The organism is Vagococcus xieshaowenii, from assembly GCF_004792515.1.
Classification (GTDB): Bacteria; Bacillota; Bacilli; order Lactobacillales; family Vagococcaceae; genus Vagococcus_A; species Vagococcus_A xieshaowenii.
On record NZ_CP038865.1, the window covers coordinates 787805 to 814724 of the forward strand.

Genomic DNA, 26920 nt, shown 5'->3' on the forward strand with positions numbered 1-26920 from the left:
CAAAGGAGATAGTAAAAAATGGGATTAACAACATTTCATAGTACAACCATTTGTGCGGTAGAAAAAAATGGAAAATTTGCCATGGCCGGCGATGGCCAAGTGACAATGGGAGAATCAGTTGTCATGAAGGGTACTGCTAAAAAAGTACGTAAAATATATAACGATCAAGTCGTTGTAGGGTTCGCAGGTAGTGTTGCGGATGCCTTTAACTTAGAAAATAAATTTGAAGCAAAGTTACATGAATTTAAAGGAAATTTAACCCGAGCAGCCGTCGAATTAGCGATGGAATGGCGTAGTGATAAAATGATGCAGAAGTTAGAAGCATTATTAATTGTAATGAATGACAAAGAAATGCTAATGGTTTCTGGAACAGGTGAAGTTATTACACCAGATGATGGAATTATTGCGATTGGTTCAGGTGGCAATTATGCGTTATCTGCTGCCCGTGCCTTAAAACGAGATGGTCGAGAGGATTTAACTGCAGCGGATATAGCCCGTGCGGCTCTAAACGTAGCAGGCGATATCTGCGTTTATACCAACCACAATATTATTGTAGAAGAGCTGTAAAGGACTGATGATAATGGGAAATATGAATAGAACACCAAGACAAATTGTATCAGAATTAGATCAATATATTATTGGGCAACAAAATGCCAAAAAATCAGTGGCAATTGCTTTAAGAAATAGATACCGTCGTATGCAATTAGATGAAGAAATGCAAAGAGAAGTAACACCAAAAAACATTTTAATGATTGGCCCAACAGGTGTTGGTAAAACAGAAATTGCTAGACGATTAGCTAAGACAGTTAATGCACCGTTTGTTAAAGTTGAGGCGACTAAATTTACAGAAGTAGGTTATGTTGGACGTGACGTTGAGTCAATGGTTCGCGATTTAGTTGAAGCAAGCATCCGCATCGTTCAAGAACAAAAATATAGTGATGTTTACTCAGAAGCAAAAAAAATTGCGGAAGACCGTTTGGTGAAATTATTAGTCCCTGGTATCAAAAAAGAACAAAAAGAGTCACGTAACCAGATGGATATGATGATGAAAATGATGAATGCGATGCAAAGTATGAATGATGCAGAAGAAGAAAAAGAAGAAGTCACCGAAAGTATTAAAGCTAATCGTGTAACAGTGAAAGATCAGTTACAAAAAGGCTTGCTAGATAATCGTGATATTACCATTGAAATTGAAGAGCCAAAAGTTCAAATGCCAATGGGAAATCCAGGTTTAGAACAAATGGGCTTTGATTTAGGGGATACTTTAAGTGCGTTAACACCGAAGAAAAAAGTGAAGCGTACGGTAACTGTTAAAGAAGCGCGTGAGATTTTAATTCAAGAAGAGTCTGAAAAACTTGTGAATAAAGCAGATATTCATAGCGAAGCAATTAAAGTTGCTGAAAATACTGGTATTATTTTTATTGATGAGTTTGATAAAATTACCTCTAAGTCGGATACCAATGGTCAAGTATCTCGTGAAGGTGTTCAACGTGATATTTTACCAATCGTTGAAGGTTCTCAAGTGACGACCAAATATGGTCCTATCAATACGGATCATATCTTATTCATTGCATCAGGTGCTTTTCATTTAAGTAAGCCAAGTGACTTGATTCCAGAGCTGCAAGGCCGTTTCCCGATTCGAGTTGAACTAGATGACTTGAGTAAAGAGGATTTTGTCCGTATTTTAACCGAACCAGAAAATGCTCTAGTTAAACAATATATGGCCTTATTAAAAACTGAGAATGTGAATGTTACTTTCTCAAAAGAAGCCATCGAAGAACTAGCAGATATTGCCTACAAAGTAAACGAAGAAACAGATAATATTGGAGCGCGTCGCTTACATACTATTTTAGAAAAATTACTAGAAGATTTATTATTTGAAGCGGCTGAAATGCAAATGGGTGACATCATGATTACACAACAATATGTGAATGAAAAACTTGGAGATATCGTTCAAAATCAAGATTTATCACGCTTTATTTTATAAAAAATAAATGAAAGAGGGCAACCTAATGTATACTCTGAGAAACAATCAAGTCACTGCTACGTTTAAAGCACAAGGGGCTGAATTAACGAGTTTAAAGTTGAATGAAAATGATGTTGAGTTTTTATGGCAAGGAGATCCTGAATTTTGGGGTCGACAAGCGCCAGTCTTATTCCCTTTTGTGGGTCGCTTAAAGGATGATACTTATAGATTTGAAGGGAAAACGTATCATTTGCCTCAGCACGGATTTGCACGTGATCAAGTATTTAATGTGTTGGAACATAGTAAGGAGCGTATTACTTTCTCTTTAAAGAGTTCGGCAGAAACAAAAGCCAATTATCCATTTGATTTTGAATTACAAATTATTTATCGGTTAGAGGGTAATCAATTAACAACGACTTATAGAGTTGAAAATTTAGGTTCCGATAAGATGTACTATTCGGTTGGAGGGCACCCAGCGTTTAATGTGCCGATTAATGGCGATGGGGCGTTTGAGGATTATAATTTAACTGTCAATTTTTCAACTGAAAGTTTGTTTTTACCATTGCAAGGGCCAAATATTGCAATGAACAAGAAGGAAGTTGTTGAACCGACATTTACTATTCCTTTATTGAGAGAAGTATTTAAAGGTGATGCGTTAGTTTATATGACTGACTTAGGACAGCAAACATTTACATTGCATTCTGAACAAAGTTCTCATCAATTAACCGTCTCTTATGAAGGACTACCTTTTGTCGGTATTTGGAGTCCTTATCCTAAAGAAGCACCGTTTGTTTGCATTGAACCATGGTTAGGAATTGCTGATACAATAGATGCTTCGGGTGAACTAACAGAAAAAATGGGGATTCAGATGTTAGATGCTGCACAAGTGTCTACATCGAGTTACCAAATTGTGATTAAATAAAAAAACTCAATCATTCACGCTCTTTACTAGAGGTGAATGATTGAGTTTATTTTTTCTTGTTTAAGCCAAAAGGGACCTTGTTCTCAGTACCATCTTTAATCCTTGAAATATTATCTTTGTGACGATAGAAGATAAACGCACTGACGGCAGCTGCAACAATTGTTAAGACCCAATTAAAATCGGGTAAAATAGTTGGCCAAATGAATGGCAATAAAATGGTTGAAAGCGTGACGATAACGGCTGCAATCATACTAGATAAACTAACCATACTCGTGATAAACAAGCAAACCACAAAAATAGCTACGGCATAAAGAAAGAATAGGGGTGAATATGCTAGTAACATCCCCGCACTAGTTGCGACAGCTTTACCGCCTTTAAATCTGGCAAAGATAGGGAATGTGTGCCCGATTATAGCAGCAATGCCTCCCCATAATATAGGCAAATCTGAATGGAATAATAAAGGCAAGCTAGTAGCTAATGTTCCTTTAAGTACATCCGCAAGTAATACGACAACGCCAGCTTTTTTTCCTAACACTCTAAATGTGTTGGTTGTTCCAGTATTACCACTTCCGTATTCACGGATATCTTTTTGATAAAATAATTTGCCAATCCAAACGCCTGAAGGGATCGAACCTAAGAGATAGGCAAGTAGTAAAATAATGATAGTCATTGTTCTCTCCTCACTATGTTGTGGATTTATTTTACCATGGATTAATAGTCTTAACAAATGTTGTTTCACAAATATTTATGGTAAAATGAAAAGGAAAATTTTTGTAAATGTTAAATTAATAAGAAATTGAAGGTGTTTGTATGATGGTAACAAGTTGGAACAGACCGACCACATTGATAGTAAATAAAAAAGCGATTCAATTCAATATAGCACAGGAGCAAAAGCGATTAAAATCGGGGCAAGAACTTTTTGCAGTGATAAAAGCTGATGCATATGGTCATGGCGCAATTGAAGTAGCAAAAACAGCTTTATTACAGGGCGTTAATGGCTTTTGTGTCTCTAATATTGATGAAGCGGTTGAATTACGTGAAGCAGGTATTTTATTACCTATATTAATCCTGGGAGTTGTTTCCCCAACATTGGCGCCACTTGCCCAACAATATGATCTGACACTAACGGTAGCCAACGAAGAGTGGTTAAGATATGTCGCAACTAACAATGACTTAGATACTCAAAAAGCACCATTAAAGGTTCACCTAAAAATTGATACAGGCATGCATCGCATAGGATTTAATAAAATAGACGACATGGTTAAAAGTGTACAGTTTATCCAATCTCACCCATTATTGACTTATGAAGGAATCTTTACGCATTTTGCAACAGCAGACGAAGAAGATACAACTTACTTCGATGAACAAGTAGCAACATTCACTGAATTTGTCAAAAAAAGTCCAGTTAAACCTAAATATATTCATTGCGCTAATAGTGCAACTGCTATTTGGCATGAAGACTGTCCTACTAATATAGTTCGTTTAGGGATAGGTTTATATGGATTGAATCCATCAGGAGATGTGCTATCTTTACCATATGAATTAAAACCCGCTGCTAGTTTAACAACCGAGTTAGTCTTTGTTAAACAGTTACATGTAGGAGATAAAGTGAGTTACGGGGCGACCTATCAGGCAAGTGAAGACGAATGGATAGGAACACTTCCAATCGGCTATGCGGATGGATGGAACCGTAAGTTACAAGGGTTTAAAGTGTTAGTTGATGGAAATTACTGTGAAATTATTGGGCGAGTTTGTATGGATCAGTGTATGATTCGATTACCTAAATATTATTCGCCGGGCACTACAGTTACGCTGATGGGTGAAGACAATGGACAAGTAATTGATGCTAATGATATCGCACATTATTTAGAGACTATTTCCTACGAAGTGCTATGCGGTATTAGTACACGAATTCCCCGTAAATACGTATAAAACATATGAATTGCTTGAAACGACTCTTTCTTATAAAATGAACAGTGAGCTATCAAAACTGTAGGAGGTTTATTATGAGAAAAGTAGATAATATTTTAGCATTAGTTGGGGAAACACCTTTAGTGAAATTAAATCATTTAGTTGATGAGAACGATGCAACCGTTTATATGAAATTAGAATTTTTTAATCCTGGTGGAAGCGTGAAAGATCGTATTGCAGTTGGAATGATTGAACAAGCTGAAAAGGAAGGCTTAATTAAACCAGGTGATACCATTGTAGAACCAACAAGTGGGAACACTGGTGTTGGCTTAGCAATGGTTGCTGCAGCAAAAGGGTACAAATCAGTGATTATTATGCCTGATACAATGAGTATCGAACGTCAAAAATTAATGAAAGCATACGGTGCGGACTTAATCTTAACACCAGGTGCTGAGGGAATGAAAGGTTCAATTGCAAAAGCAACGGAATTAGCAGCGCAAGATGGCTTCTTTATGCCATTACAATTCAATAACGCAGCAAATCCTGCTAAGCATGAAGAATCAACTGGTAGAGAAATTTTAGCAGCTTTTGAAGGTGAAAAAATTGATGCGTTTGTGGCAGGGGTCGGAACAGGTGGTACCATTACAGGTGTTCAACGTGTATTAAGTGCACATGATTCTGAAACAACATTCTATGCAGTAGAACCAGCAGAATCAGAAGTCTTACGTGGAGGGGCTCACTCACCACATAAGATTCAAGGGATTGGCGCAGGTTTTATCCCTGAAGTGTTAGATCAAGACGCTTATGATGAAATTATTCCTGTACCAAGTGATGACGCGATTGCAACTGGTCGTGAAGTGGCTCAAAAAGAAGGGATTTTAGTGGGGATTTCAGCTGGCGCAGCGATTAACGCCGCTGTTCAAGTAGCTAAACGATTAGGTAAAGGTCATAACGTTGTTGTCGTTGTTCCAGACAATGGCGAACGATACTTATCAACTGCTTTATATGATTTTTCTGAATAATATAGCATACGAAGTCACTCATCTTTGGATGGGTGGCTTTTTTACGTTAACTATTAGCGATTTATCTTGGAAATATGGTAAGATGATTAACGTCGAAAACACGTAGGAAAGGAAGATTTCATGAAAATAGAAAATGCTATTTTACATATGTTGGACTTTGAAAATAGTTCAACCGTATTATCTCAAGGTGAGTTAGCTGTTAAAGAACCTGTTATTCAACAATATTTAGATAAGTTAGTGTCAAAGTTTTTAGAAGGTGATTTAAAAACAGGAGAGTTGCCAACGGACAATGAGATTGTTCAAAGTGTTAGAAATACTGAGCAAACATTTATTGAGATGAGCCAAACGTTAGCCAACGCTTATTTTGATGGCTTAAAAACTGCTGAAGAAGTGAGCAATGGTGATTTGTTAGTTGTGGCAGGATTAGGTAATGATGAAGAACCATTTATAGGAATGTTTAAACTTAATTACAAGCCAGCCTATACCCATTTTGTTGATTATGTGGACGATCAAATGGTCAATAATATTATCATGAACAAAGCAATTTTACCAAGCATGAGTCAACGAGTAGATGAAGGCATTGTGATTGCCCTGGAAACGTTAAACTATCAATCCATTGAGAAAAAATACAAACTGGATGGTCGCAGAGTAAATTATTTAAGTGATTGCTTATTTGAAGTTCAATCGTTACCTAGTGCGATTGATAATATAAAACTTGTAAAAAAAGCGGTGAAATCAGTAGCAGATAAATACAATGTTGAGGCTTATGAAAGTTTAGCAAACGTTCAACAGGCAATATATGAAAGTATTGAAGAAGAAGGAATTATTAGTAATGAACGGATTGCTGAAGCTGTTTTTGAAGATAATCACCAAGCAAAAGAAGAATACAAAGAATATCTTTCAAAAACTAATTTTCATGAAGATGTTCCGACTAATGTGCCTAAATTAGAGAAAAAATTTAGTAAGCAAAAATTGAAATTAGCAAATGGTATCGAACTATCTGTTCCAATTGATATTTATCAAGACAAAGAAGTGATTGAGTTCATCAACAATCCAGATGGCACGATTTCTGTGATGATCAAAAATGTTGAAGCGATTATGAATAAATTTTAAGCAAAAAGCATTGAAAACTAAATAGGTTTCAATGCTTTTTTATTAGAAATCAATTAGTTTTTTATGAGGGAATACGGTATAATTTATTCATGTGAGTTAGGGGGATAGCTGATGAGTAAAGCAAAAAGTGTAGAAGCATGGCTAAAGGCTGAACAATATTTGTATAATGTGACACCAATTTTGTTTATAATAGGCGTTTTTTTATTATTTATGATGGTTTTTTTGCTGTTGTATGTAAAGAATAGAGACTTTAAATGGAAGTGGCAATTCGTGATAGGTAGTCTAGCGATAATGGCAGCAATGGTCTTGTACTTGAATATTGGCAATACTAAATACGGTTGGTATCGACAAGAAAGTCTAAATGTTACCACAGCCATTCGTGATCGCCAAAAGAAAATATTTGGCTATCACTTGAAAGGGTTTACCCCACCTAAAGTCTATGATAAAGCTAAAATAGAAGCAACAGGACTTTATACACGTCATGCAATTCAAGAATCGGATGGTTTAACGTATATCGGGGAAACAGAGTATTTATATTATTTTAAAGTGTATAAAAAACTTTATAACGTGAGTAAAAATGCTGATTTTATTGAATTTGTTGAGGGCATAGAGAAACCACAATTTATAGGCTTTAATTATACGTTGAATAATCTCGAATTGGTCGAGATTGGTTTTAGAACAGAAGTCGGACCGCTTTATACAAACTTACAATTACCTAAATCTATGGTAGACCAACTTTATGAGCATCGAGGCGGCAAAACAGAAGTTTACGATTACTAAAAGATGCAACCAGTCAGCGTGATCTGATTGGTTTTTTTATCGTTTTTTGTACATGTTTCGTATTTTTAATCAGCCAAATAATAGCGAAAGTATGTTCGGTATGGTAAAATAAGTGGATAAGCAAATGAGAAGGAAGTGATGATAAGATGATAGAAAGACAGACCGATATCACCTTTGATTTAGTGTCGAAATATCAACCTAATGGCGATCAACCTGCTGCGATTCATCGCTTAGTTGATAACCTTAATCACCATGTGAAAGAACAAATTTTACTTGGTGCAACTGGAACGGGTAAAACATTTACGATTTCAAATGTTATTAAAGAAGTCAATAAACCCACGCTTGTCATTGCACATAATAAGACGTTAGCAGGACAATTATATAGCGAGTTAAAAGAGTTTTTTCCTAATAATGCGGTTGAATATTTTGTAAGCTATTATGATTATTATCAACCGGAGGCTTATGTACCATCGAGTGATACTTACATTGAGAAAGATTCAAGTGTCAATGATGAGATTGATAAGTTACGTCATTCAGCCACTAGTTCATTATTAGAACGTAATGATGTTATTGTCGTAGCGTCGGTTTCTTGTATATACGGATTAGGTGATCCTAACGAATACCGCAAAAAAGTCTTGTCTTTACGTGTAGGAGCCGAAATGGATCATAGTGAGTTGTTACGTCGTTTAGTGGCGATTCAATTTGAGCGCAATGATATCGACTTTCAACGTGGTCGTTTTCGTGTGCGCGGAGATGTTGTTGAGATTTTTCCTGCTTCACGTGATGAACGGGCATTACGCATTGAATTTTTTGGCGATGAAATTGAGCGAATTCGTGAAGTGGATGCGTTAACAGGTGAAATTGTCGCTGATCGTGAACATGTCGCCATTTTTCCGGCCACTCACTTTGTGACAGATGAGAATGATATGGAAGAGTCTATCAAGAAGATTGAAGCAGAGCTTGAAGAACGACTGAGTGAACTTCGTGATGAGGATAAGTTATTAGAAGCGCAACGTTTAGAACAGCGGACTAATTATGATCTTGAAATGGTTCGTGAAATGGGTTACTGCTCAGGTATTGAGAATTATTCACGTCATATGGATGGCCGTAAAGAAGGTGAGCCACCGTACACATTGATTGACTTTTTCCCAGATGATTTCTTGATTGTGGCCGATGAGTCACATGTGTCACTGCCTCAAATTAGAGGGATGTATAATGGAGACCGTGCCCGTAAACAGATGTTAGTTGATTATGGTTTTCGTTTACCAAGTGCTTTAGATAATCGACCGTTACGTTTAGAAGAATTTGAGGAACGTGTCAATGAAATTATTTACGTTTCAGCAACACCTGGTCCATATGAGATGGAACGAACCGATCAAGTAATCGAACAAATTATTCGTCCGACAGGTCTTTTAGATCCAGTGATTGAAGTTCGTCCAATTATGGGACAAATTGATGATTTGGTTGGTGAAATTAATGAACGTATTGAAAAAAATGAACGCGTGTTTATCACAACGTTAACGAAAAAAATGTCAGAGGACTTGACCGATTACTTGAAAGAATTGGGTATCAAAGTTAAATATCTACATAGCGACATTAAAACATTAGAACGTACCGAGATCATTCGAGATTTACGTTTAGGTGAATTTGATGTCTTGGTGGGGATCAATTTACTTCGTGAGGGATTAGATGTGCCAGAAGTATCACTTGTGGCTATTCTAGATGCTGATAAGGAAGGTTTCTTACGTAGTGAGCGTTCATTGATACAGACGATTGGGCGTGCAGCACGTAACTCGGAAGGACGTGTTATTATGTATGCCGATAAAGTGACCGATTCTATGCAAAAAGCAATAGATGAAACAACACGACGTCGTACGATACAAATAGCATACAATGAAGAACATGGTATAGTGCCAACCACCATCAAAAAAGATATTCGTGAATTGATACGTATCACAAAAGAAGCAGATCATGAAGAAACGGCAGCATCGGTTAATTCATATCATGAGTTAAGTAAACAAGAAAAACGTGAGATTATCATGAAACTCGAACAAGAAATGAGAGATGCTGCCAAAGCGCTTGATTTTGAACGAGCGGCAACATTGCGTGACACAGTATTAGAACTAAAAGGTGATTTATAGGAAGGTGAAAAAGTGGCAAATGACAAACTTGTAATTCGTGGGGCACGTGCCCATAATTTGAAAAATATAGATGTCACCATACCAAGAGACAAATTAGTGGTGGTGACCGGTCTTTCTGGTTCAGGGAAAAGCTCGTTAGCGTTTGATACGATTTATGCCGAAGGACAACGACGTTATGTTGAAAGTCTCTCTTCATATGCACGTCAATTTTTAGGACAAATGGATAAGCCCGATGTAGATAGCATTGACGGTCTGAGTCCAGCAATATCGATTGATCAAAAGACAACGAGTAAAAACCCACGTTCAACAGTGGGGACAGTGACAGAAATTAATGATTATTTACGTTTACTTTATGCCCGTGTAGGTGTACCTGTTTGTCCTAATGATGGGACAGTGATCGAAAGTCAATCCGTTGAACAAATGGTGGATCGTGTCTTAACTCTTGAAGAACGTAGCAAAGTTCAAATATTGGCACCTATTGTTGTAGGAAAAAAAGGCCAACATAAAAAAATTCTTGAAAAAGTAAAAAAAGAAGGATATGTTCGCGTTAGAATTGACGGCGAAATATATGATATAAGTGAACTTCCTGAGTTAGATAAGAACAAGAAACATACCATAGAAATTATTGTCGATAGGATTGTGGTAAAAGAAGGTATTCGCTCTCGTCTATTTGATTCGTTTGAAGCAGCGTTGCGATTAGCAGATGGTTATGCTATTGCTGATGTAATGGGGGTTGAAGAGCTATTATTTAGTGAACACTACGCATGTCCTTATTGTGGATTTACTGTTGGAGAAGTTGAACCCAGATTATTTTCTTTTAATGCACCATTTGGAGCGTGTAGTGAGTGTGATGGTTTAGGCGTCAAAATGGAAGTCGATCCAGATTTGGTTGTGCCAGATACAAGCAAAACCTTGGAAGAAGGGGCAATTGCACCTTGGAATCCCATTAGTTCTAATTATTATCCGACTTTATTAAGACAGGCGTGTGAGACGTTTGGAATTCCAATGGATCAACCTTTTGAAACATTAAGTGTCGAACAAAAACAATTGATATTTTATGGGTCAGGGGATAAGCAGTTTCATTTCCATTACCAAAATGACTTTGGTGGGGTTCGGGATGTCGATATGACATTTGAAGGGATTTTGACCAATATTGATCGTCGTTTCCGAGAATCTTCAAGTGATTACACACGCGAACAAATGCGATTATATATGACGGAGTTACCTTGTCAAAGCTGTCATGGCTACCGACTAAATCCACAAGCTTTATCCGTTAAAGTTGGCGGTAAGCATATTGGCGAATTAAGTTCATTAGCAATTAATGATTCGCTGGCGTTTATTCGTTCAATTGAGTTATCTGAAAAAAATCAAATGATTGCACGTCCAATTTTTAAGGAATTAAATGATCGCTTGACGTTCTTAATAAATGTCGGCCTAGATTATTTGAATTTAAGTCGGGCTTCGGGGACACTTTCCGGTGGAGAAGCACAACGTATTCGTCTAGCAACCCAAATTGGTTCTAATTTATCAGGCGTTCTTTATATCCTAGATGAGCCTTCGATAGGTCTTCATCAACGTGATAATGATCGCTTAATCGAGTCGTTACGACAAATGCGAGATTTGGGGAATACGTTAATTGTTGTAGAGCATGATGAGGATACGATGATGGCCGCGGACTATTTGATTGATATTGGTCCAGGAGCAGGAGATGCCGGTGGACAAATTGTAGCAGCTGGAACACCTGAAGAAGTGATGAATAATGATGCTTCTTTAACGGGACAATATTTGGCAGGTAAACGAGAAATCAAGGTGCCTGAAGAGCGTCGCAAAGGTAATGGTCAAGTGGTTACCGTACACGGAGCAACAGAAAATAATTTGAAAAATATTACGGTTGATTTTCCAATGGGGAAATTCGTGGCTGTAACAGGAGTATCTGGTTCAGGTAAGAGTACGCTTGTTAATGGTATTCTGAAGAAAAGTCTCGCACAAAAAATAAACCGAAATACGCATAAACCGGGTAAACATAAGAAGATAACCGGGTATGAGGGGATTGAACGTTTAGTCGATATCGACCAAAGCCCAATCGGACGTACGCCAAGAAGTAACCCGGCAACTTATACGAGTGTGTTTGATGATATTCGTGATTTGTTCACTAAAACGAACGAAGCTAAAATTCGTGGCTATAAGAAAGGTCGCTTTAGTTTTAATGTGAAAGGTGGACGCTGTGAAGCTTGTAAAGGCGATGGGATTATTAAAATTGAAATGCACTTTTTACCAGATGTTTATGTTCCTTGTGAAGTTTGTCATGGACATCGTTATAACTCTGAAACATTAGAAGTTCGTTATAAAGGTAAAAATATTGCGGATGTTTTGGAAATGCGAGTAGAAGAAGCAGTAGAGTTTTTCCAAACTATTCCTAAAATAAAGCGTAAGCTACAAACAATTGTAGATGTGGGCTTAGGATATGTAACACTAGGACAACCTGCTACAACTCTTTCCGGTGGAGAAGCACAACGTATGAAACTCGCTAGTGAACTACATAAACGTCAAACAGGTTCGAGCTTTTATATTTTAGATGAGCCAACAACAGGTCTTCATTCTGAAGATATTCGTCGATTATTAGAAGTGCTACAACGTTTAGTTGACGCCGGTAATACCGTATTAGTTATAGAACATAACTTGGATGTTATAAAGACAGCCGATCATGTAATTGATTTAGGTCCAGAAGGTGGCGCTGGTGGTGGCATGGTAATCGCTGAAGGCACCCCTGAAGAAATTATGCAAGTGAAAGAAAGTTTTACAGGGTATTATTTAAAAAAAGTATTGAAGTAAGCTTCTAACAAGCAGAAAAGACTGAATTTTCGGTCTTTTCTTTTTTAATGATTGAGACACGCCCGGAATGTGTTATAATGATATGAATGATTAATAAGGGGGAAAGAGAATATGGTTGATAGTTTAAAATTAGTAGTCATCACAGGGATGAGTGGTGCAGGAAAAACAGTAGCAATGCAAAGTTTTGAAGACATGGATTATTTCTGTATTGATAATTTACCACCAGGCTTATTACCCAAGTTTTGGGAATTAATAAAAGAAAATGGTAAAGTGACAAAATTAGCTTTAGTTATTGATTTACGCTCACGTAATTTCTTTGAAGAATTACAGCAAGTACTGGTTCAAATGGAAGATACACAAATGATTGAAACAAGTATTGTCTTTTTAGATGCTTCGGATGAAGAGCTTGTTTCTCGTTACAAAGAAACAAGACGAACACATCCGTTAGCCATGGATGGCTTAGTAACTGAAGGTATTCGTAAGGAACGCGCGTTATTAGAAGAAATTAAAGCCGAAGCAATGGTTATTGATACAACAAATTTGAGCCCTCGTCAGCTGCGTGATCGCATCATGTTGGAATTCAAAGGGGATAATACACACACATTCCGTGTTGAAATGGTCTCGTTTGGTTTTAAATATGGCTTACCAATAGATGCTGATATTGCGATGGATGTCCGTTTTTTACCAAACCCTCATTATATTGAAGAACTACGCCCTATGACAGGAATGGATCAACCAGTTTATGATTATGTGATGAGTTTTGAAGAGACGGAAAAATTTTATCAACAATTTAAAGACTTAATTCTTTCAATTTTACCCGGCTATAAAAAAGAAGGAAAAACAAGCTTGACGATTGCTATTGGCTGTACGGGAGGTCAACACCGCTCAGTAGCGTTAACGGAACGCTTAGCAAAAGAAATCAAAGAAACAGAGATTTATCCAGTAAACATCACCCACCGAGATAAAGGCAAACGTAAAGAATCGGTGAATCGTTCATGAGAACTTATCGTATTAACAAGCCTAAAATAGTTGTGATAGGTGGGGGAACGGGTTTGCCGGTCATTTTAAGAGGATTAAAAAATCAAGGGGCGGATATTACCGCAATCGTTACCGTAGCCGATGATGGTGGAAGCAGTGGCTCGTTACGAGAAACGATTAAAATAGCACCACCAGGGGATTTAAGAAATGTACTCGTTTCTCTATCTGAAATGCCTAAACTTTATGAAGATTTGTTTCAGTATCGTTTCAAAAAAGAAGACGATTTTTTAGCTAATCATTCAGTAGGTAATTTAATTATTGCCGCTTTAACCGAGATGCGTGGCAGTATGTATGAAGCCGTTCAATTATTAGGAAAAATCATGCAAGTAGACGGTAATATATACCCGGTTTCTGAAAAGTCATTAACGTTACATGCAGAATTTGATGATGGCACGGTTATCTCTGGTGAATCAAAAATAGCCAAACATCGTGGCAGTATCGAAAAAGTTTATGTTTCAAATGCGTATGATGATGAACAACCAAATGCAGCTAGAAAAGTAGTTCAAGCGATTCTAGATGCTGATATGATTGTCTTAGGGCCGGGTAGTTTATTCACAAGTATTTTACCAAACTTAATGGTTAAAGAAGTCGGAGAAGCATTAAATAACACTAAAGCAGAAATTGTATATATTTGTAATATCATGACGCAAAAAGGCGAAACCGAACATTTTTCAGATGCGAATCATGTACAAGTGTTACACAAGCATTTAGGAAATAAATTTATTGATACGGTGATTGTCAATATTCAAAAAGTGCCAGAAAATTACATTGATAATGAGAAGTATGATGAGTATCTTGTGCAAGTAACACATGATTTTAATGCATTGCGAGCAGAAGAGTGTCGTGTTATCTCAGCTGATTTATTGAAATTAGAAAAAGCAAGTGTGTTTCATGACTCTGATAAGGTAGTGTCTGAATTGTTCACATTATTATATGACCGTAAGAAAAAATAAGGAGTGTTAGTGAATGTCTTTTGCATCAGATGTTAAAAAAGAACTAACGACCTTGGATGTTCACCGCGAATCTGCTAAAGCAGAACTAGCAGCTCTGATTAGAATGAATGGTGCCTTGTCTTTGGCAAACCGCCACTTTGTTCTGAATGTACAAACGGAAAATGCAGCTATCTCTAGACGCATTTATACGTTATTACGAGATCATTATGACGTCCAAGCAGAATTTATCGTTAGAAGAAAAATGAAATTAAAGAAAAATAATATTTATATTGTTCGCTTAAAACAAGATACCCAATCTATCTTAACGGATTTAGATATTTTTGATGATTACGGTTTATCTGATCAAATTTCAGATATGATTATTGGTAACAATGAGCGTATGAAAGCTTATTTACGTGGTGGATTTTTGGCGGGTGGCTCAGTTAATAATCCAGAAACCAGTCGTTATCACCTAGAGATTTATTCTTTGTATGAAAATCATAGCCGAGAATTACAAGAAATTATGGGATATTTTGATTTAAATGCCAAAACATTAAGTCGCCGTAATGGTTACATTACTTATCTAAAAGGAGCAGAAGATATTTCTGATTTTTTGACCTTGATAGGGGCAACAACAAGCATGTTGAAGTTTGAAGATGTACGTATCGTCCGTGATATGCGTAATTCTGTGAATCGTTTAGTTAACTGTGAAACGGCCAATATGTCTAAGACAATTGATGCAGCAACTAAGCAAATTGAAAGTATTCAATACATAGAGTCACGCGTTGGTTTAGAATCATTGAATCATAAATTAAGAGAAGTGGCAGAACTACGCTTGATGCATCCAGAAATTAGTTTAAAAGAGCTTGGAGAGATTGCTCCTTCAGGCCCCATTTCTAAGTCAGGCGTGAATCACCGTATTAGAAAAATTATCGAGTTTGCCGATAAGCTAAGAGAACAAGGATAATAATGAAAAGAGAGTTAACCATTTTGGCTAACTCTCTTTTTTATCTGCGATATTTATTAGTAATTTGTTTTAATTCAATTTTGCGATCTTCAATCATTTCATTTAATTGATCTGAGAATTTCTCGAAAATTTCTCGTCCGCTTTGGTAGACATAGGCGCCTTCTGAACGAATTACTTTAGGGTCCAAAACAACTTTACGTTGCGCAATATTTTTGAAAAATTCTTCTACTAAAAAAGTAGGCAAATAATAATGGTTTTGAGCACAAAAACTTTGAATATAGATAAAGTCATCAATTGATATTTTGACATCATCAAATTTAACCGCTCGTTCGTAATCACTTAACAAGGCGCTTTCTTTGATTTCTATATCTCTTTTTTGAAGTACTTCGTTTATTTTTTTATTTAATAAAACTAAAATATCAATTTCTTTCATTTTATTTTTTATTTCTTCTCGTCGATCAATTTCAGATAAAAATTGTCGAATACTAATTTTTACAGCAATAATAGCGATAAAAGCTCCAATCAAAACACCTAACAACTCTGTCATAAAAAAACCTCCCAATAATTCTATATTAAATATATCAAATTAACCGCGAAACGAAAAGACAAACCTAAAGATTGACCAAAATTGACCTTTAGAGTAAACTTTATTTATATAAAGGTTTTCTTATGTTACAATAAGTAACAACAGATGAATTTAGGAGGAACTATTATGAATTTAATACCAACAGTCATTGAACAATCTTCAAGAGGTGAAAGAGCCTACGATATTTATTCACGTTTGCTAAAAGATAGAATTATCATGTTAAGTGGCCCAATCGATGATAATGTCTCTAATGCAGTGATTGCTCAACTATTATTTTTAGATGCGCAAGATTCTGAAAAGGATATCTATTTATATATTAATTCACCAGGTGGTAGTGTTTCTGCTGGGTTAGCTATTTTTGATACTATGAATTTCGTGAAAGCAGATGTTCAGACAATCGTTTTAGGTATGGCTGCTTCAATGGGTAGCTTCTTACTAGCTGCTGGGGCAAAAGGTAAACGTTACGCTTTGCCAAATGCAGAGATTATGATTCACCAACCACTAGGAGGCGCGCAAGGTCAAGCAACAGAAATCGAGATTGCCGCTCGTCATATTTTAAATACTCGCGAACGTTTAAATAAAATCTTATCAGAACGTACTGGTCAACCGATTGAAGTGATTGAAAAAGATACGGACCGTGACAACTTTATGTCAGCTGAAGAAGCAAAAGCATATGGTTTAGTTGATGAAATTATGGAAAGTAGTAAAAATCTAAAAGCGTAGGATGTGAGTGAAATGGAAAATATTCAACCAGCAGTGACAAACGAAGTAGGTATTCAATTAGGTGATGCTGATGCACCAGTTGTAGTTAAAGAATATGTTAATTTACGTTGTCCGTATTGTCGTCAATGGTTTCATGATTCAAAAGAAACTTACGCACAATTAATTGCCGATGGAACCGTACGACGTGTCATTAAATTATTTAACAAAGAAAAGTTTGGTTTACATTACGCTAATGCAATGCATGACTATGTTCCTAAAAATGGTACCTATGAGGAAACAGTCGCTGTTTTAGAAGCTATTTATGATTCTCAAACAGAGTGGGGACCAATGGACCGTGAAAATAGTTTAGGAGATGTATGTGCTTATGCTGAAGGGACATTAGGTCTTGTGAAAGATGCAGATACACAAATGCAAGAAGCTATATTAGATGAAACAACTCAAGCGGGTATTCGCTTTATTCCAACAATGATTATTGGAGATAACGTATTCGATCAAAAAATTACGCAAGAAGCGTTTGTTTCATTAATAAACGAAGCTAAATAACGTCGTGAAGAGGTGTGATGTTTATCATCATGCCTCTCATTTTTTTAGGAGTAGCATATGGAAATAAGACAAGCAAATCATGGAGAATTTAATCATATTTTACAATTGTTAAAGCAAGCTGCAACAAGGATAAAAAATACAGGTTCTACACAATGGGCACATGTTTTAGAAGGAAAAGAAGATCAGCAGTTATTAACACATTTATTAAACCAAGAAGTAATGGTAGGTATTATGGATAATGAAATAATCAGTGTGTGTTATTTGACGAAAAGAATGTCCGATTGGGATTGTAATCTTTGGGGCAATCGTTCAACGCCTCATGATTTCCCAACCTATTATTTGCACAAGTTAGCTTTAGCAGATGGTTATCAAGGTAAAGGCAAAGCAGATACCTTTCTTCTATCCCTCCAAAAACACATGAAACAGAAGTACCCAGAAGGTAGCACTATTCGTTTAGACTGTATGGCTGAAAAAAACATATTAATGGACTTATATGAAAGAGTGGGCTTTGAATTTGTTGCAAGAAGAGACAATATTCAACTATCAGATCATACTGCTCCATTTAATATTTATCACTGGTGCTCTCATGTTGTAAATGAAGAAATCAATAGCCAATCATAGGATATTATGCTATGATTATAAAGAGTTATTCTGGGAGTATAGGAGGTTCATTACATGTATAATTTTTTAGTAGGTGTTATGATTATAGTATCAATCTTAATTATCATCGCGGTAATGATGCAACCAAGTAAACAAAATAGTGCAGCTAGTGCCTTTACAGGTGGAGCAGATCAATTATTTGGGAAGCAAAAAGCTCGTGGTTTTGAAGCAGTTATGCAAAAATTCACAGCAGTATTAGCCGTTTTATGGATGGTTGTTGCGGTTGCATTAGCATTCATAGCATAATAACCCAATGATAAAGTCTCCTTCTTTAGGAGGCTTTTTTTTAGAGAATCAGATGTTAAACATATCAGTTAATTGAGGTGGGAAAATGAGTTATAATGAAAATAATGAACCATTATTTTTTGAGGGTGGTCATAGAGGCGTTATCTTATTACATGCCTACACGGGTAGTCCTAATGATGTGCGTTCATTAGGGAGATATTTGAATAGCAAAGGATATTCAGTTTGTTTACCTACTTTTGCAGGTCATGCAACGGAACAACCTGAAAATATACTTGCGAAGGGTACAATCGATTGGCAACAAGACGTGAGTGACAGCATAGCATTTATGCAAGCAAAAGGAATTCAACAACTAGCTATTTTTGGCTTATCGCTGGGTGGCGTTTATGCAACCAAAAGTTTAGCTAACTATTCAGATGTTTTTATAGGTGGTGGTGCCTTTTGCTCGCCATTAACACCTACAACCAAAAACAATATTTTTCCAGTATTTTTAAACTACGCTGAAACGTTAATTAAGAAACATAGTCAAACAGAGCTAGAAGTTAGAAGAAGAATGGAAAACGTTAACTATCAATTAACCAAACAATTAAAAGATATCAACGAATTACAAAAGCATGTCGAGGGATGTATTAGTGAAATTCAAGCACCGTATTTTTTTGCGCAAGGGGAATTAGACCAACTAGTAGACCCTAATGCAATAAAAGAAACGATGCAACTATTTACATCAACCACAATAGAATTGCACTATTATCCAAAGAGTGGTCATGTAGTGACAGTCGGTCCTGAAAAAAATCAATTTCAAGAGGATGTCCTAACGTTTGTTAATTCGTTAGATTGGACTAGGAGTGAATAAATGAAAAAAACAATTAGAGAAAGTATTATTTCTTTTATGGAAACATCGGATAAAGCGAGTTTTTCTATTCAAGAAATAGCGGCTGGTTTAGAATTAGAACAAAGCCAAAATTTTAAGTTATTAGTTCAAACAATTGCCAGTATGGAGCGAGACAAAGAAGTAGAATTTACAAGTAAAGGTAAAATCAAATTACCTATGGAGCTAACAATAGAAGGAACTTTTAGAGCTAATGACCGAGGCTTTGGTTTTGTCACTATCTCACCAGAAGAGCCAGATGTGTATATTGCTAAGGAGATGACTAATTTCGCGTTAAACGGGGATACCGTTAAACTTGATATTATCAAGCCAGGTAATCCAATTGATAATCAAGCAGCAGAAGGACGCATTGTTGAAGTTATCGCTCGTGCAATGACACAGCTAGTAGGAGAGTTTGTTGCATATGATGAAGACCTAATCAATGAAACTGGGCTGTATGGGTACATTTCACCTAAAAGTAAATTGATGAGTCATTATAAAGTCTACATTGCCGCAGAAGGCATTCACCCAGAAGATGGTGAAATATGTGTGGTTGAAATCACTCATTATCCAGAAAAGGGCTATGAGGATCAAATAGAAGGTATTGTCAAACAAACGATTGGTCATAAAAATGAGCCAGGCATGGATATCTTAACTATTGCAATGCAACATGGTATTTTAACAGAGTTTTCAGCAGATACATTAGCTCATGCTGAAAAAGTGCCAGAAGAAGTACCAGAAGAAGATATGAAAGATCGATTAGATTTACGAGATGAATTAATCATCACTATTGACGGAGCGGATGCTAAAGATTTAGATGATGCTGTACAAGTGAAAAAACTAAGTAATGGAAATTATCAATTAGGCGTTTATATTGCGGATGTTTCTCACTATGTAACGGAAGGGTCACCTTTAGATATAGAAGCGCAAGAACGTGGGACAAGTGTTTATTTAACAGACCGTGTAATTCCAATGTTACCAACACGTTTATCAAATGGTATTTGCTCATTAAATCCACAAGTTAATCGTCTGACGATGAGTTGTCGTATGGAGATTGATCAACAAGGACACGTCGTGGATTACGAAATTTTTGAGAGTGTGATTAAATCGACTGAACGTATGACCTATTCAGATGTCAATCAGTTAATTGCTAAAGATGATGATGTCTTAACTACTAAATATCAACATCTATACCCAATGATTGATGATATGACAGAGTTACATGGTATTTTAGAAGCAATGCGTAAAGAACGTGGCGCTATTTCTTTTGAAGACAAGGAATCTAAAATTTATTTAGATAATGAAGGAAATCCTATTGAGATTGTCTTAAGAGAACGTGGTATCGCAGAACGTATGATTGAATCATTTATGTTAGCCGCCAATGAAACGGTTGCACGTCATTTTCATGAAAGAATGTTACCATTTATCTACCGAATTCATGAACATCCAAAAGAATCAAAAATTCAAACGTTCTTTGAATTTATTAGTAATTTTGGCGTATCAGTTAAAGGAGTAAAAGATGATATTGAACCAAGAGAGCTACAAAAAGTCTTGGAACAAGCAGCTGATTTACCTGAAAAGCCAATTATTAGCATGATGTTATTAAGAAGTATGCAACAAGCAAAATACAGTGAAGAATCACTGGGACATTACGGTTTAGCAGCTACGTATTATACCCACTTTACGTCGCCAATTAGACGTTATCCTGATCTACTGGTTCATCGCTTAATTAAAGAATATGCAAAAGAAAACCCAGTGTCAGAAAAACTTCAAGCTAAATGGCAAGCGAAAATACCTGATATTGCCCTACATTCTTCTCAAATGGAACGACGAGCTGTTGAAGCAGAACGAGAAACAGACGCAATGAAAAAAGCACAATACATGGAACAATTTGTGGGAGAAACCTTTGAAGGAGTTATTAGTTCTGTGACAAAATTTGGCGTGTTTGTGGAGTTGCCAAATACGGTAGAAGGTTTGATACATATTAATCAACTAAAAGATGACTATTATCAATATATTGAAAGTCATTTAGCATTAGTTGGAGAACGCACAAGAAAAATATATAAAATTGGGCAGCGAGTAGTCGTTAAAGTGGTTAAGGTAGATGTTGATAATCGTGAAATTGATTTTGAAATTTTATCATCAGAAGTCATTAGTGATGAGTCAATTACGCTTAAACAATCAAATCGTCAACGAAAAGAACGTCGTAATGATCGCGTAACTAAATCAGGAAAATATCCTGAAAAGAAAGACGCTATGTCTTCTTCAACGAATAAAGGAAAGAAAAAAACAGCGCCTTTTTATAATAAAGTAGCCAAAGGGAAAAAGAAGAAAAAATAGTCATAAGAAGTAGGTGGAGTGATGAAGAAAAAGGACAGTAATACAATTGCTCAAAATAGAAAAGCCATGCATGATTATACGATCTTAGAAACAGTTGAGGCGGGGATGGTTCTACAGGGAACCGAAATCAAATCAATTCGTAACGGTCGAATAAATTTGAAAGATGGTTTTGCTACTATTAGGAACGGAGAGGCATATTTACATAATGTGCATATTAGTCCATATGATCAAGGAAATATTTTTAATCATGATCCGTTACGAGCAAGAAAACTTTTAATGAAGAAAAAACAAATTCATTCATTGGTAGGCGAAACCAAAAACGCTGGTATTACACTGGTTCCATTGAAAATCTACATTAAAAATGGCTTTGCCAAAGTATTAATTGGTGTTGCCAAAGGTAAAAAGCAATATGATAAGCGTGAAGACTTAAAACGAAAAGATATTAATCGTGAAGTAGAACGTGCATTAAAAAATCGTTAATAAATGTTTGTGAAGAAGGTTGATTTGTTAGAATGATTAATATCAAGTTAACCTTCTTTATTATTTTGATTAAGGGATTCTTTGAATTGTGAATCTTTTATACATTTGTTCAAAGTAAGCGTTTTATGTAAAAAATATCTTTGTATTTTTGGTTCAATGGTGCTATGATATGACTTGTTAGAGGGCAATAACTCTAGCTTGTGCTACAAATGTAAAAAAATTTAGCATGTTAAGAAGTGAGGTGAAGTTTTGTGGATGAAGTATCAAAAATAGTTAAGGTCGGGCCGCTCTATTTTGATTTGACATTAATTGGAATGGTGTTACTGACTTGTTTATTAGTTTTCTTATTTGTGTTCATTTGTTCAAGAAATTTACAAATGAAACCAAAAGGAAAACAAAATGTTTTGGAATGGATAATTGAATTTGTGAAGAATATCCTTAGTGATAACCTATCAAAAAAAGAAGTGGGCAATTTCCATCTTTTTTCTTTTACAATGTTCCTATTTATTTTATTTTCAAACATTATTGGATTGATATTAAAAATTGAAATCCACCAAAATGGTGAGGCTGTTTCATTTTGGAAAAGTCCAACTGCTGACCCAATAGTAACATTAACATTGGGTGCTTTAACTATTTTACTTACTAATTATGTAGGGATAAAGAAATTCGGATTTAAAAAGTTTTTCAATAATGGTTATATGCAACCTGTGTCATTCTTATTACCAATCAAGCTAATGGAAGATTTAACCAATATTTTAACATTGGGCTTACGTCTTTACGGTAATATTTTTGCGGGTGAAGTACTATTAACTTTAATTGCCAAAATGGCACACGCTAAAGGGTTGATATCATACATCCCTGCAATTCCGCTAGAGATGATTTGGCAAGGTTTTTCACTGTTTATTGGTGCAATGCAAGCTTATATTTTTGTCACGTTATCTTCTGTGTATCTGTCTCACAAAGTTGAAACAGAGCATTAATGATAAATTTTTAGTAAATATTTAGGAGGAACTATTCATGGAAGGTTTAAACTATATCGCCGCAGCAATTGCTGTATTTGGAGCTGCATTAGGAGCTGCTTACGGTAACGGGAAAGTTATTTCAAAAACAATTGAATCAATTACTCGTCAACCAGAATTATCAAGTGAATTGAAAAGTACAATGTTTATCGGGGTAGGTATCATTGAAGCGATTCCTATCTTAGGTGTAGTTATTGCCCTATTATTAATTTTCATGTAATCACTTAAAAAAATTCGCCGATAAATGGACAAAGTAAATATTGAAAGAAGGGAAGGTTGAATAATGATTGCCACAAACTTCTTGATTGGCAGTGTTCCTAATACATTTTTAACGAGCTTAAGTGTTGTATTACTTTCGTTTCTGTTACTGATGTTGCTAATTAAAAAATTTGCTTGGGGTCCAGTTTCGAAAATGTTAGATGAACGTGCAAACAAAATTGCAGGAGATTTAGACAGTGCTGAAGCAGACCGTAATGAAGCAAATAGACTTGTAAAAGAAAAAGAAGACTTATTAGCAAACTCTCGTAATGAAGCAACAACGATTGTACGTAAAGCTAAAGAAACAGCAGAAAGAGAAGCACACGACATCGTATCAAATGCTCACGAAGAAGGCCGACGTTATCTTGAACAAGCCAAACGTGAAATTGAGCGTGAACGTGAAGTAATGATTGAAGCAGCTAAGAATGAAGTTGCTGACTTATCAATTCAAATTGCTGAAAAAATTATTAGAAAAGAATTAAATGCCGAAACACATCAAGAACTAATCAATTCTTATATTGAAGGGTTGGGAAGTCAAGATGAAAGCTGAAAATTTAGTTGCAGACCGCCGTTACGGTCGTGTTTTATATGAAACTGCTAAAGATGAGAATAAAATTGAAGAGATTCATGATGAATTGAATACTTTAAGAGAAATATTTGAAGATGTGCCCGAATTAGGCAATATCTTGAGTGATGACCGCTTAGAACCTTTTGAAAAAGTAGACATTCTACATGAATTAGAAAAAGATTTTAGCGATACAGTCTCAAAATTTTTACGAGTGATTTATGAATATGGGCGAATGAATGAGTTAGTAGAAATTATCAATGAATATGAATATTTTTACTACAAGGACAAAGGAATCTTGATCGCAGATGTGACAACTGCAATTGATATCACACCTGAACAAGAAACCGCTTTGGCTGAAAAAATTCGTGTTATGACTGAATCAGAAAAAGTTATTTTAAGAAAAAAAATTGATCCTAGTATTTTAGGCGGTATGATTGTTAATGCTAACCATCGTTTGATTGACAATAGCGTCACATCTAGGTTAAAAGAGATGCATAAAGAGCTATTATCGTAGCGTTATCAAAAAAAAGAGGTGAGGTAAATGAGTAGTAAAGCAAAAGAAATCAGCGCACTCATTAAACAACAAATTGCCAATTATTCAGACGCTTTACAAGTGGATGAAGTCGGCGTAGTCACCTATGTAGGAGACGGTATTGCTCGTGCTTTTGGTTTAGATAATGCCATGTCTGGAGAATTGTTAGAATTTGAAAATGGTTCATTTGGTATGGCGCAAAACCTTGAAGAAAAAGACGTCGGTATCATCGTTTTAGGTGAATTTGAAACCATCCGTGAAGGGGATAAAGTAAAACGAACTGGTAAGATTATGGAAGTGCCAGTAGGAGAAGAATTAATCGGTCGTGTAGTTAATCCATTAGGTCAACCAGTGGATGGTCTTGGTGAAATTCATACTACACGTACTCGTCCAATCGAAGCAGCAGCACCAGGCGTAATGGCGCGTCAATCTGTTTCAGAACCATTACAAACAGGCTTAAAAGCGATCGATGCATTGGTACCTATTGGACGTGGTCAACGTGAGTTAATTATTGGAGACCGTAAAACAGGTAAAACAAGTATTGCGATTGATACAATTTTAAATCAAAAAGATGAAGACATGATTTGTATTTACGTTGCGATTGGTCAAAAAGAATCAACTGTCCGTACATATGTTGAAACACTTAGAAAACATGGCGCAATGGATTATACAATTGTTATAACTGCAAGTGCATCGCAACCTGCACCATTTTTATACATCGCACCGTATGCTGGAGCAGCAATGGGTGAAGAATTTATGTATAACGGAAAACACGTATTAATCGTTTATGATGATTTGTCAAAACAAGCGGCAGCTTATCGTGAAATTTCATTATTATTACGTCGTCCTCCAGGTCGTGAAGCGTACCCAGGTGATGTGTTCTACTTACATTCACGTCTATTAGAAAGAGCGGCTAAATTAAATGACAACTTAGGCGGCGGTTCAATGACTGCGTTACCATTTGTTGAAACACAAGCTGGAGATATTTCAGCTTATATTCCAACAAATGTTATCTCGATTACTGATGGACAAATTTTCTTGCAAAACGATTTGTTCTATTCTGGTGTTCGTCCAGCGATTGATGCTGGTTTATCAGTATCGCGTGTAGGTGGTTCAGCTCAAACAAAAGCAATGAAAAAAGTTGCTGGAACACTTCGTTTAGACTTAGCAAGTTATCGTGAATTAGAAGCTTTCACCCAGTTTGGTTCAGATTTAGATGCAGCGACACAAGCAAAATTAAATCGTGGACGAAGAACTGTTGAAATCTTAAAACAAGATTTGCATAATCCGTTGTCGATGGGTGAACAAGTGGTTAGCTTGTATGCCTTAACACATGGCTTTTTAGACGATGTACCAGTTGGTGATATTTTAAGATTTGAAAAAGAACTAATTGAATACATTCATAATGCACATCCAGATATCTTCTTGAGTTTACAACGTACAAAAGATTTACCTGATGAAGAGTTACTGAATGATACAATTAATGAATTTAAATCTATCTTCATCCCAACAATTGATCGTAAAGGACACTAATTAGATCACAGAAGGATGGTGAAGCATTTTGGCAGAGTCATTAATTGAAATCAAGCGAAAAATAGCCTCAACAAAAAAAACAAGTCATATTACAAGTGCCATGCAAATGGTATCAGGTGCTAAATTAAATCGCTCTGAAGCAGCCGCTAGAGGCTATCAACTGTATGCCAGTAAAATCAGAGAGGTTGTCACGCACTTAGCTGCAAGTCAATTACTGGATATTGCAAATGCTAATTCATGGATGGATAATGACGGTATTGATGCTCATGATCTATTAAAAAGTAGAGAAGTTAAAAAAACTGGCTATATAGTCATTACAGCTGATAAAGGTTTAGCAGGCGGCTATAATAGTTCAGTTATTAAACAAACATTATCTATTTTACTTGGCGATCATGAGGATGATAGCGAATATGTCTTGATGACTGTTGGAAGAAAAGCAACAGATTTCTTTAAAAAACGTGGGGCTAATATTGCCTATGAGTTAACAGGTATTTCTGATCAACCAAGTTATAAAGAAGTTAGTACATTAGTTGATATGGCTATTCAGATGTACTCTGATGGCATTTATGATGAATTATATGTTTGTTATAACCATCATATTAATTCACTGTCTTCTCAATATAGAGCTGAGAAAATGTTACCTGTAACAGACTTAGAAGTAGAAGAAGCTAAAACGTATAAACAAGAATATATATTAGAACCATCTGAAGATGAAATTTTGGATCAATTGCTTCCGCAATATGCTGCAAGTTTAATTTTTGGAGCGGTTCTAGATGCTAAAACGGCTGAGCACGCCGCACGTATGACAGCAATGAAAAGTGCTACCGATAATGCTTCAAATATTATCGATGAGTTATCATTAAAATATAATCATGCACGTCAAGCAGCAATTACGCAAGAAATTACGGAAATTGTTGGTGGTACTGCAGCATTAGAGTAATAA

Annotated in this window: 27 protein-coding genes; 25 read left to right on the plus strand and 2 right to left on the minus strand. The window is 35.9% G+C overall.

What is annotated here, in order from left to right:
* The first annotated feature begins 18 nt into the window (after positions 1 to 18).
* Genes hslV through E4Z98_RS03840 form a run of 3 tightly spaced genes read left to right on the plus strand, consistent with a single transcriptional unit; the run spans position 19 to position 2888 of the window.
* On the plus strand, positions 19 to 567 hold the full coding sequence (gene hslV / locus E4Z98_RS03830; RefSeq protein ID WP_135253640.1) for an ATP-dependent protease subunit HslV: 549 nt from the start codon (positions 19 to 21) through the stop codon (positions 565 to 567).
* Positions 568 to 580: 13 nt separating this feature from the next.
* On the plus strand, positions 581 to 1987 hold the full coding sequence (hslU, locus tag E4Z98_RS03835; protein ID WP_135253639.1) for an ATP-dependent protease ATPase subunit HslU: 1407 nt from the start codon (positions 581 to 583) through the stop codon (positions 1985 to 1987).
* 25 nt (positions 1988 to 2012) lie between these two features.
* Positions 2013 to 2888: an aldose 1-epimerase family protein gene (locus E4Z98_RS03840; RefSeq protein ID WP_135253638.1), complete on the plus strand. Its 876-nt coding sequence runs from the start codon at positions 2013 to 2015 to the stop codon at positions 2886 to 2888.
* Between the two features lie 46 nt (positions 2889 to 2934).
* On the opposite strand, the gene plsY is transcribed toward E4Z98_RS03840, so the two are convergent.
* Entirely contained in the window at positions 2935 to 3558 is a 624-nt protein-coding gene (gene plsY, locus E4Z98_RS03845; RefSeq protein ID WP_135253637.1) for a glycerol-3-phosphate 1-O-acyltransferase PlsY, read from the minus strand.
* A gap of 143 nt (positions 3559 to 3701) precedes the next feature.
* Here plsY and alr point away from each other — a divergent pair, with 143 nt between their 5' ends.
* The 9 genes from alr to whiA all read left to right on the plus strand — a co-directional run bounded on the left by alr (position 3702) and on the right by whiA (position 15624).
* Positions 3702 to 4820 (plus strand): alanine racemase, encoded by a 1119-nt coding sequence (gene alr, locus E4Z98_RS03850; protein ID WP_135253763.1) that lies wholly within the window; start codon positions 3702 to 3704, stop codon positions 4818 to 4820.
* 74 nt (positions 4821 to 4894) lie between these two features.
* Complete coding sequence (gene cysK, locus E4Z98_RS03855) at positions 4895 to 5821, plus strand: cysteine synthase A (RefSeq protein WP_135253636.1); 927 nt, start codon at positions 4895 to 4897, stop codon at positions 5819 to 5821.
* 120 nt (positions 5822 to 5941) lie between these two features.
* The gene (locus E4Z98_RS03860) at positions 5942 to 6934 is read left to right on the plus strand and encodes a nucleoid-associated protein (protein WP_135253635.1); all 993 of its coding nucleotides are present in this window, start codon (positions 5942 to 5944) and stop codon (positions 6932 to 6934) included.
* Between the two features lie 111 nt (positions 6935 to 7045).
* A complete protein-coding gene (locus tag E4Z98_RS03865) occupies positions 7046 to 7714 on the plus strand; it encodes a hypothetical protein (protein WP_135253634.1) in 669 nt (222 codons plus the stop codon).
* Positions 7715 to 7860: 146 nt separating this feature from the next.
* Entirely contained in the window at positions 7861 to 9855 is a 1995-nt protein-coding gene (gene uvrB, locus E4Z98_RS03870) for an excinuclease ABC subunit UvrB (RefSeq protein WP_135253633.1), read from the plus strand.
* A gap of 12 nt (positions 9856 to 9867) precedes the next feature.
* On the plus strand, positions 9868 to 12687 hold the full coding sequence (uvrA, locus tag E4Z98_RS03875) for an excinuclease ABC subunit UvrA (protein ID WP_135253632.1): 2820 nt from the start codon (positions 9868 to 9870) through the stop codon (positions 12685 to 12687).
* Between the two features lie 111 nt (positions 12688 to 12798).
* On the plus strand, positions 12799 to 13686 hold the full coding sequence (gene rapZ, locus E4Z98_RS03880; protein WP_135253631.1) for an RNase adapter RapZ: 888 nt from the start codon (positions 12799 to 12801) through the stop codon (positions 13684 to 13686).
* Positions 13683 to 14678, plus strand: a complete 996-nt coding sequence (locus E4Z98_RS03885; protein ID WP_135253630.1) for a gluconeogenesis factor YvcK family protein — start codon at positions 13683 to 13685, stop codon at positions 14676 to 14678. Before rapZ ends, E4Z98_RS03885 begins: the two co-directional genes overlap by 4 nt.
* Positions 14679 to 14691: 13 nt before the next feature.
* The gene (gene whiA, locus E4Z98_RS03890; protein WP_135253629.1) at positions 14692 to 15624 is read left to right on the plus strand and encodes a DNA-binding protein WhiA; all 933 of its coding nucleotides are present in this window, start codon (positions 14692 to 14694) and stop codon (positions 15622 to 15624) included.
* 40 nt (positions 15625 to 15664) lie between these two features.
* Here the strand turns inward: whiA and E4Z98_RS03895 are convergent, their stop codons facing one another.
* A complete protein-coding gene (locus tag E4Z98_RS03895) occupies positions 15665 to 16171 on the minus strand; it encodes a hypothetical protein (protein ID WP_135253628.1) in 507 nt (168 codons plus the stop codon).
* Between the two features lie 165 nt (positions 16172 to 16336).
* Here E4Z98_RS03895 and clpP point away from each other — a divergent pair, with 165 nt between their 5' ends.
* The 13 genes from clpP (at position 16337) to E4Z98_RS03960 (ending at position 26917) form a co-directional block, all read left to right on the plus strand.
* Entirely contained in the window at positions 16337 to 16933 is a 597-nt protein-coding gene (clpP, locus tag E4Z98_RS03900) for an ATP-dependent Clp endopeptidase proteolytic subunit ClpP (RefSeq protein WP_135253627.1), read from the plus strand.
* Positions 16934 to 16945: 12 nt separating this feature from the next.
* On the plus strand, positions 16946 to 17476 hold the full coding sequence (locus tag E4Z98_RS03905) for a thioredoxin domain-containing protein (RefSeq protein WP_135253626.1): 531 nt from the start codon (positions 16946 to 16948) through the stop codon (positions 17474 to 17476).
* A gap of 57 nt (positions 17477 to 17533) precedes the next feature.
* Positions 17534 to 18097 carry a GNAT family N-acetyltransferase gene (locus E4Z98_RS03910; RefSeq protein WP_135253625.1) on the plus strand — a complete coding sequence of 188 codons (564 nt, stop codon included), beginning with the start codon at positions 17534 to 17536 and terminating at the stop codon, positions 18095 to 18097.
* A 54-nt stretch (positions 18098 to 18151) separates the two neighbouring features.
* The gene (gene secG / locus E4Z98_RS03915) at positions 18152 to 18382 is read left to right on the plus strand and encodes a preprotein translocase subunit SecG (protein WP_135253624.1); all 231 of its coding nucleotides are present in this window, start codon (positions 18152 to 18154) and stop codon (positions 18380 to 18382) included.
* Positions 18383 to 18467: 85 nt separating this feature from the next.
* Positions 18468 to 19232: an alpha/beta hydrolase gene (locus E4Z98_RS03920; RefSeq protein ID WP_135253623.1), complete on the plus strand. Its 765-nt coding sequence runs from the start codon at positions 18468 to 18470 to the stop codon at positions 19230 to 19232.
* Positions 19233 to 21587 (plus strand): ribonuclease R, encoded by a 2355-nt coding sequence (gene rnr / locus E4Z98_RS03925; protein ID WP_135253622.1) that lies wholly within the window; start codon positions 19233 to 19235, stop codon positions 21585 to 21587.
* Between the two features lie 21 nt (positions 21588 to 21608).
* Positions 21609 to 22067, plus strand: a complete 459-nt coding sequence (gene smpB / locus E4Z98_RS03930) for an SsrA-binding protein SmpB (protein ID WP_135253621.1) — start codon at positions 21609 to 21611, stop codon at positions 22065 to 22067.
* A 251-nt stretch (positions 22068 to 22318) separates the two neighbouring features.
* Complete coding sequence (gene atpB, locus E4Z98_RS03935; protein ID WP_135253620.1) at positions 22319 to 23047, plus strand: F0F1 ATP synthase subunit A; 729 nt, start codon at positions 22319 to 22321, stop codon at positions 23045 to 23047.
* Between the two features lie 37 nt (positions 23048 to 23084).
* Positions 23085 to 23306: a F0F1 ATP synthase subunit C gene (atpE, locus tag E4Z98_RS03940; RefSeq protein WP_135253619.1), complete on the plus strand. Its 222-nt coding sequence runs from the start codon at positions 23085 to 23087 to the stop codon at positions 23304 to 23306.
* Between the two features lie 63 nt (positions 23307 to 23369).
* Entirely contained in the window at positions 23370 to 23894 is a 525-nt protein-coding gene (atpF, locus tag E4Z98_RS03945; RefSeq protein WP_135253618.1) for a F0F1 ATP synthase subunit B, read from the plus strand.
* Positions 23884 to 24426 carry an ATP synthase F1 subunit delta gene (gene atpH / locus E4Z98_RS03950; protein ID WP_135253617.1) on the plus strand — a complete coding sequence of 181 codons (543 nt, stop codon included), beginning with the start codon at positions 23884 to 23886 and terminating at the stop codon, positions 24424 to 24426. Before atpF ends, atpH begins: the two co-directional genes overlap by 11 nt.
* Before the next feature lie 27 nt (positions 24427 to 24453).
* On the plus strand, positions 24454 to 25977 hold the full coding sequence (gene atpA / locus E4Z98_RS03955) for a F0F1 ATP synthase subunit alpha (RefSeq protein WP_135253616.1): 1524 nt from the start codon (positions 24454 to 24456) through the stop codon (positions 25975 to 25977).
* A 28-nt stretch (positions 25978 to 26005) separates the two neighbouring features.
* Positions 26006 to 26917 (plus strand): F0F1 ATP synthase subunit gamma, encoded by a 912-nt coding sequence (locus E4Z98_RS03960; protein ID WP_135253615.1) that lies wholly within the window; start codon positions 26006 to 26008, stop codon positions 26915 to 26917.
* Positions 26918 to 26920 lie beyond the last annotated feature (3 nt).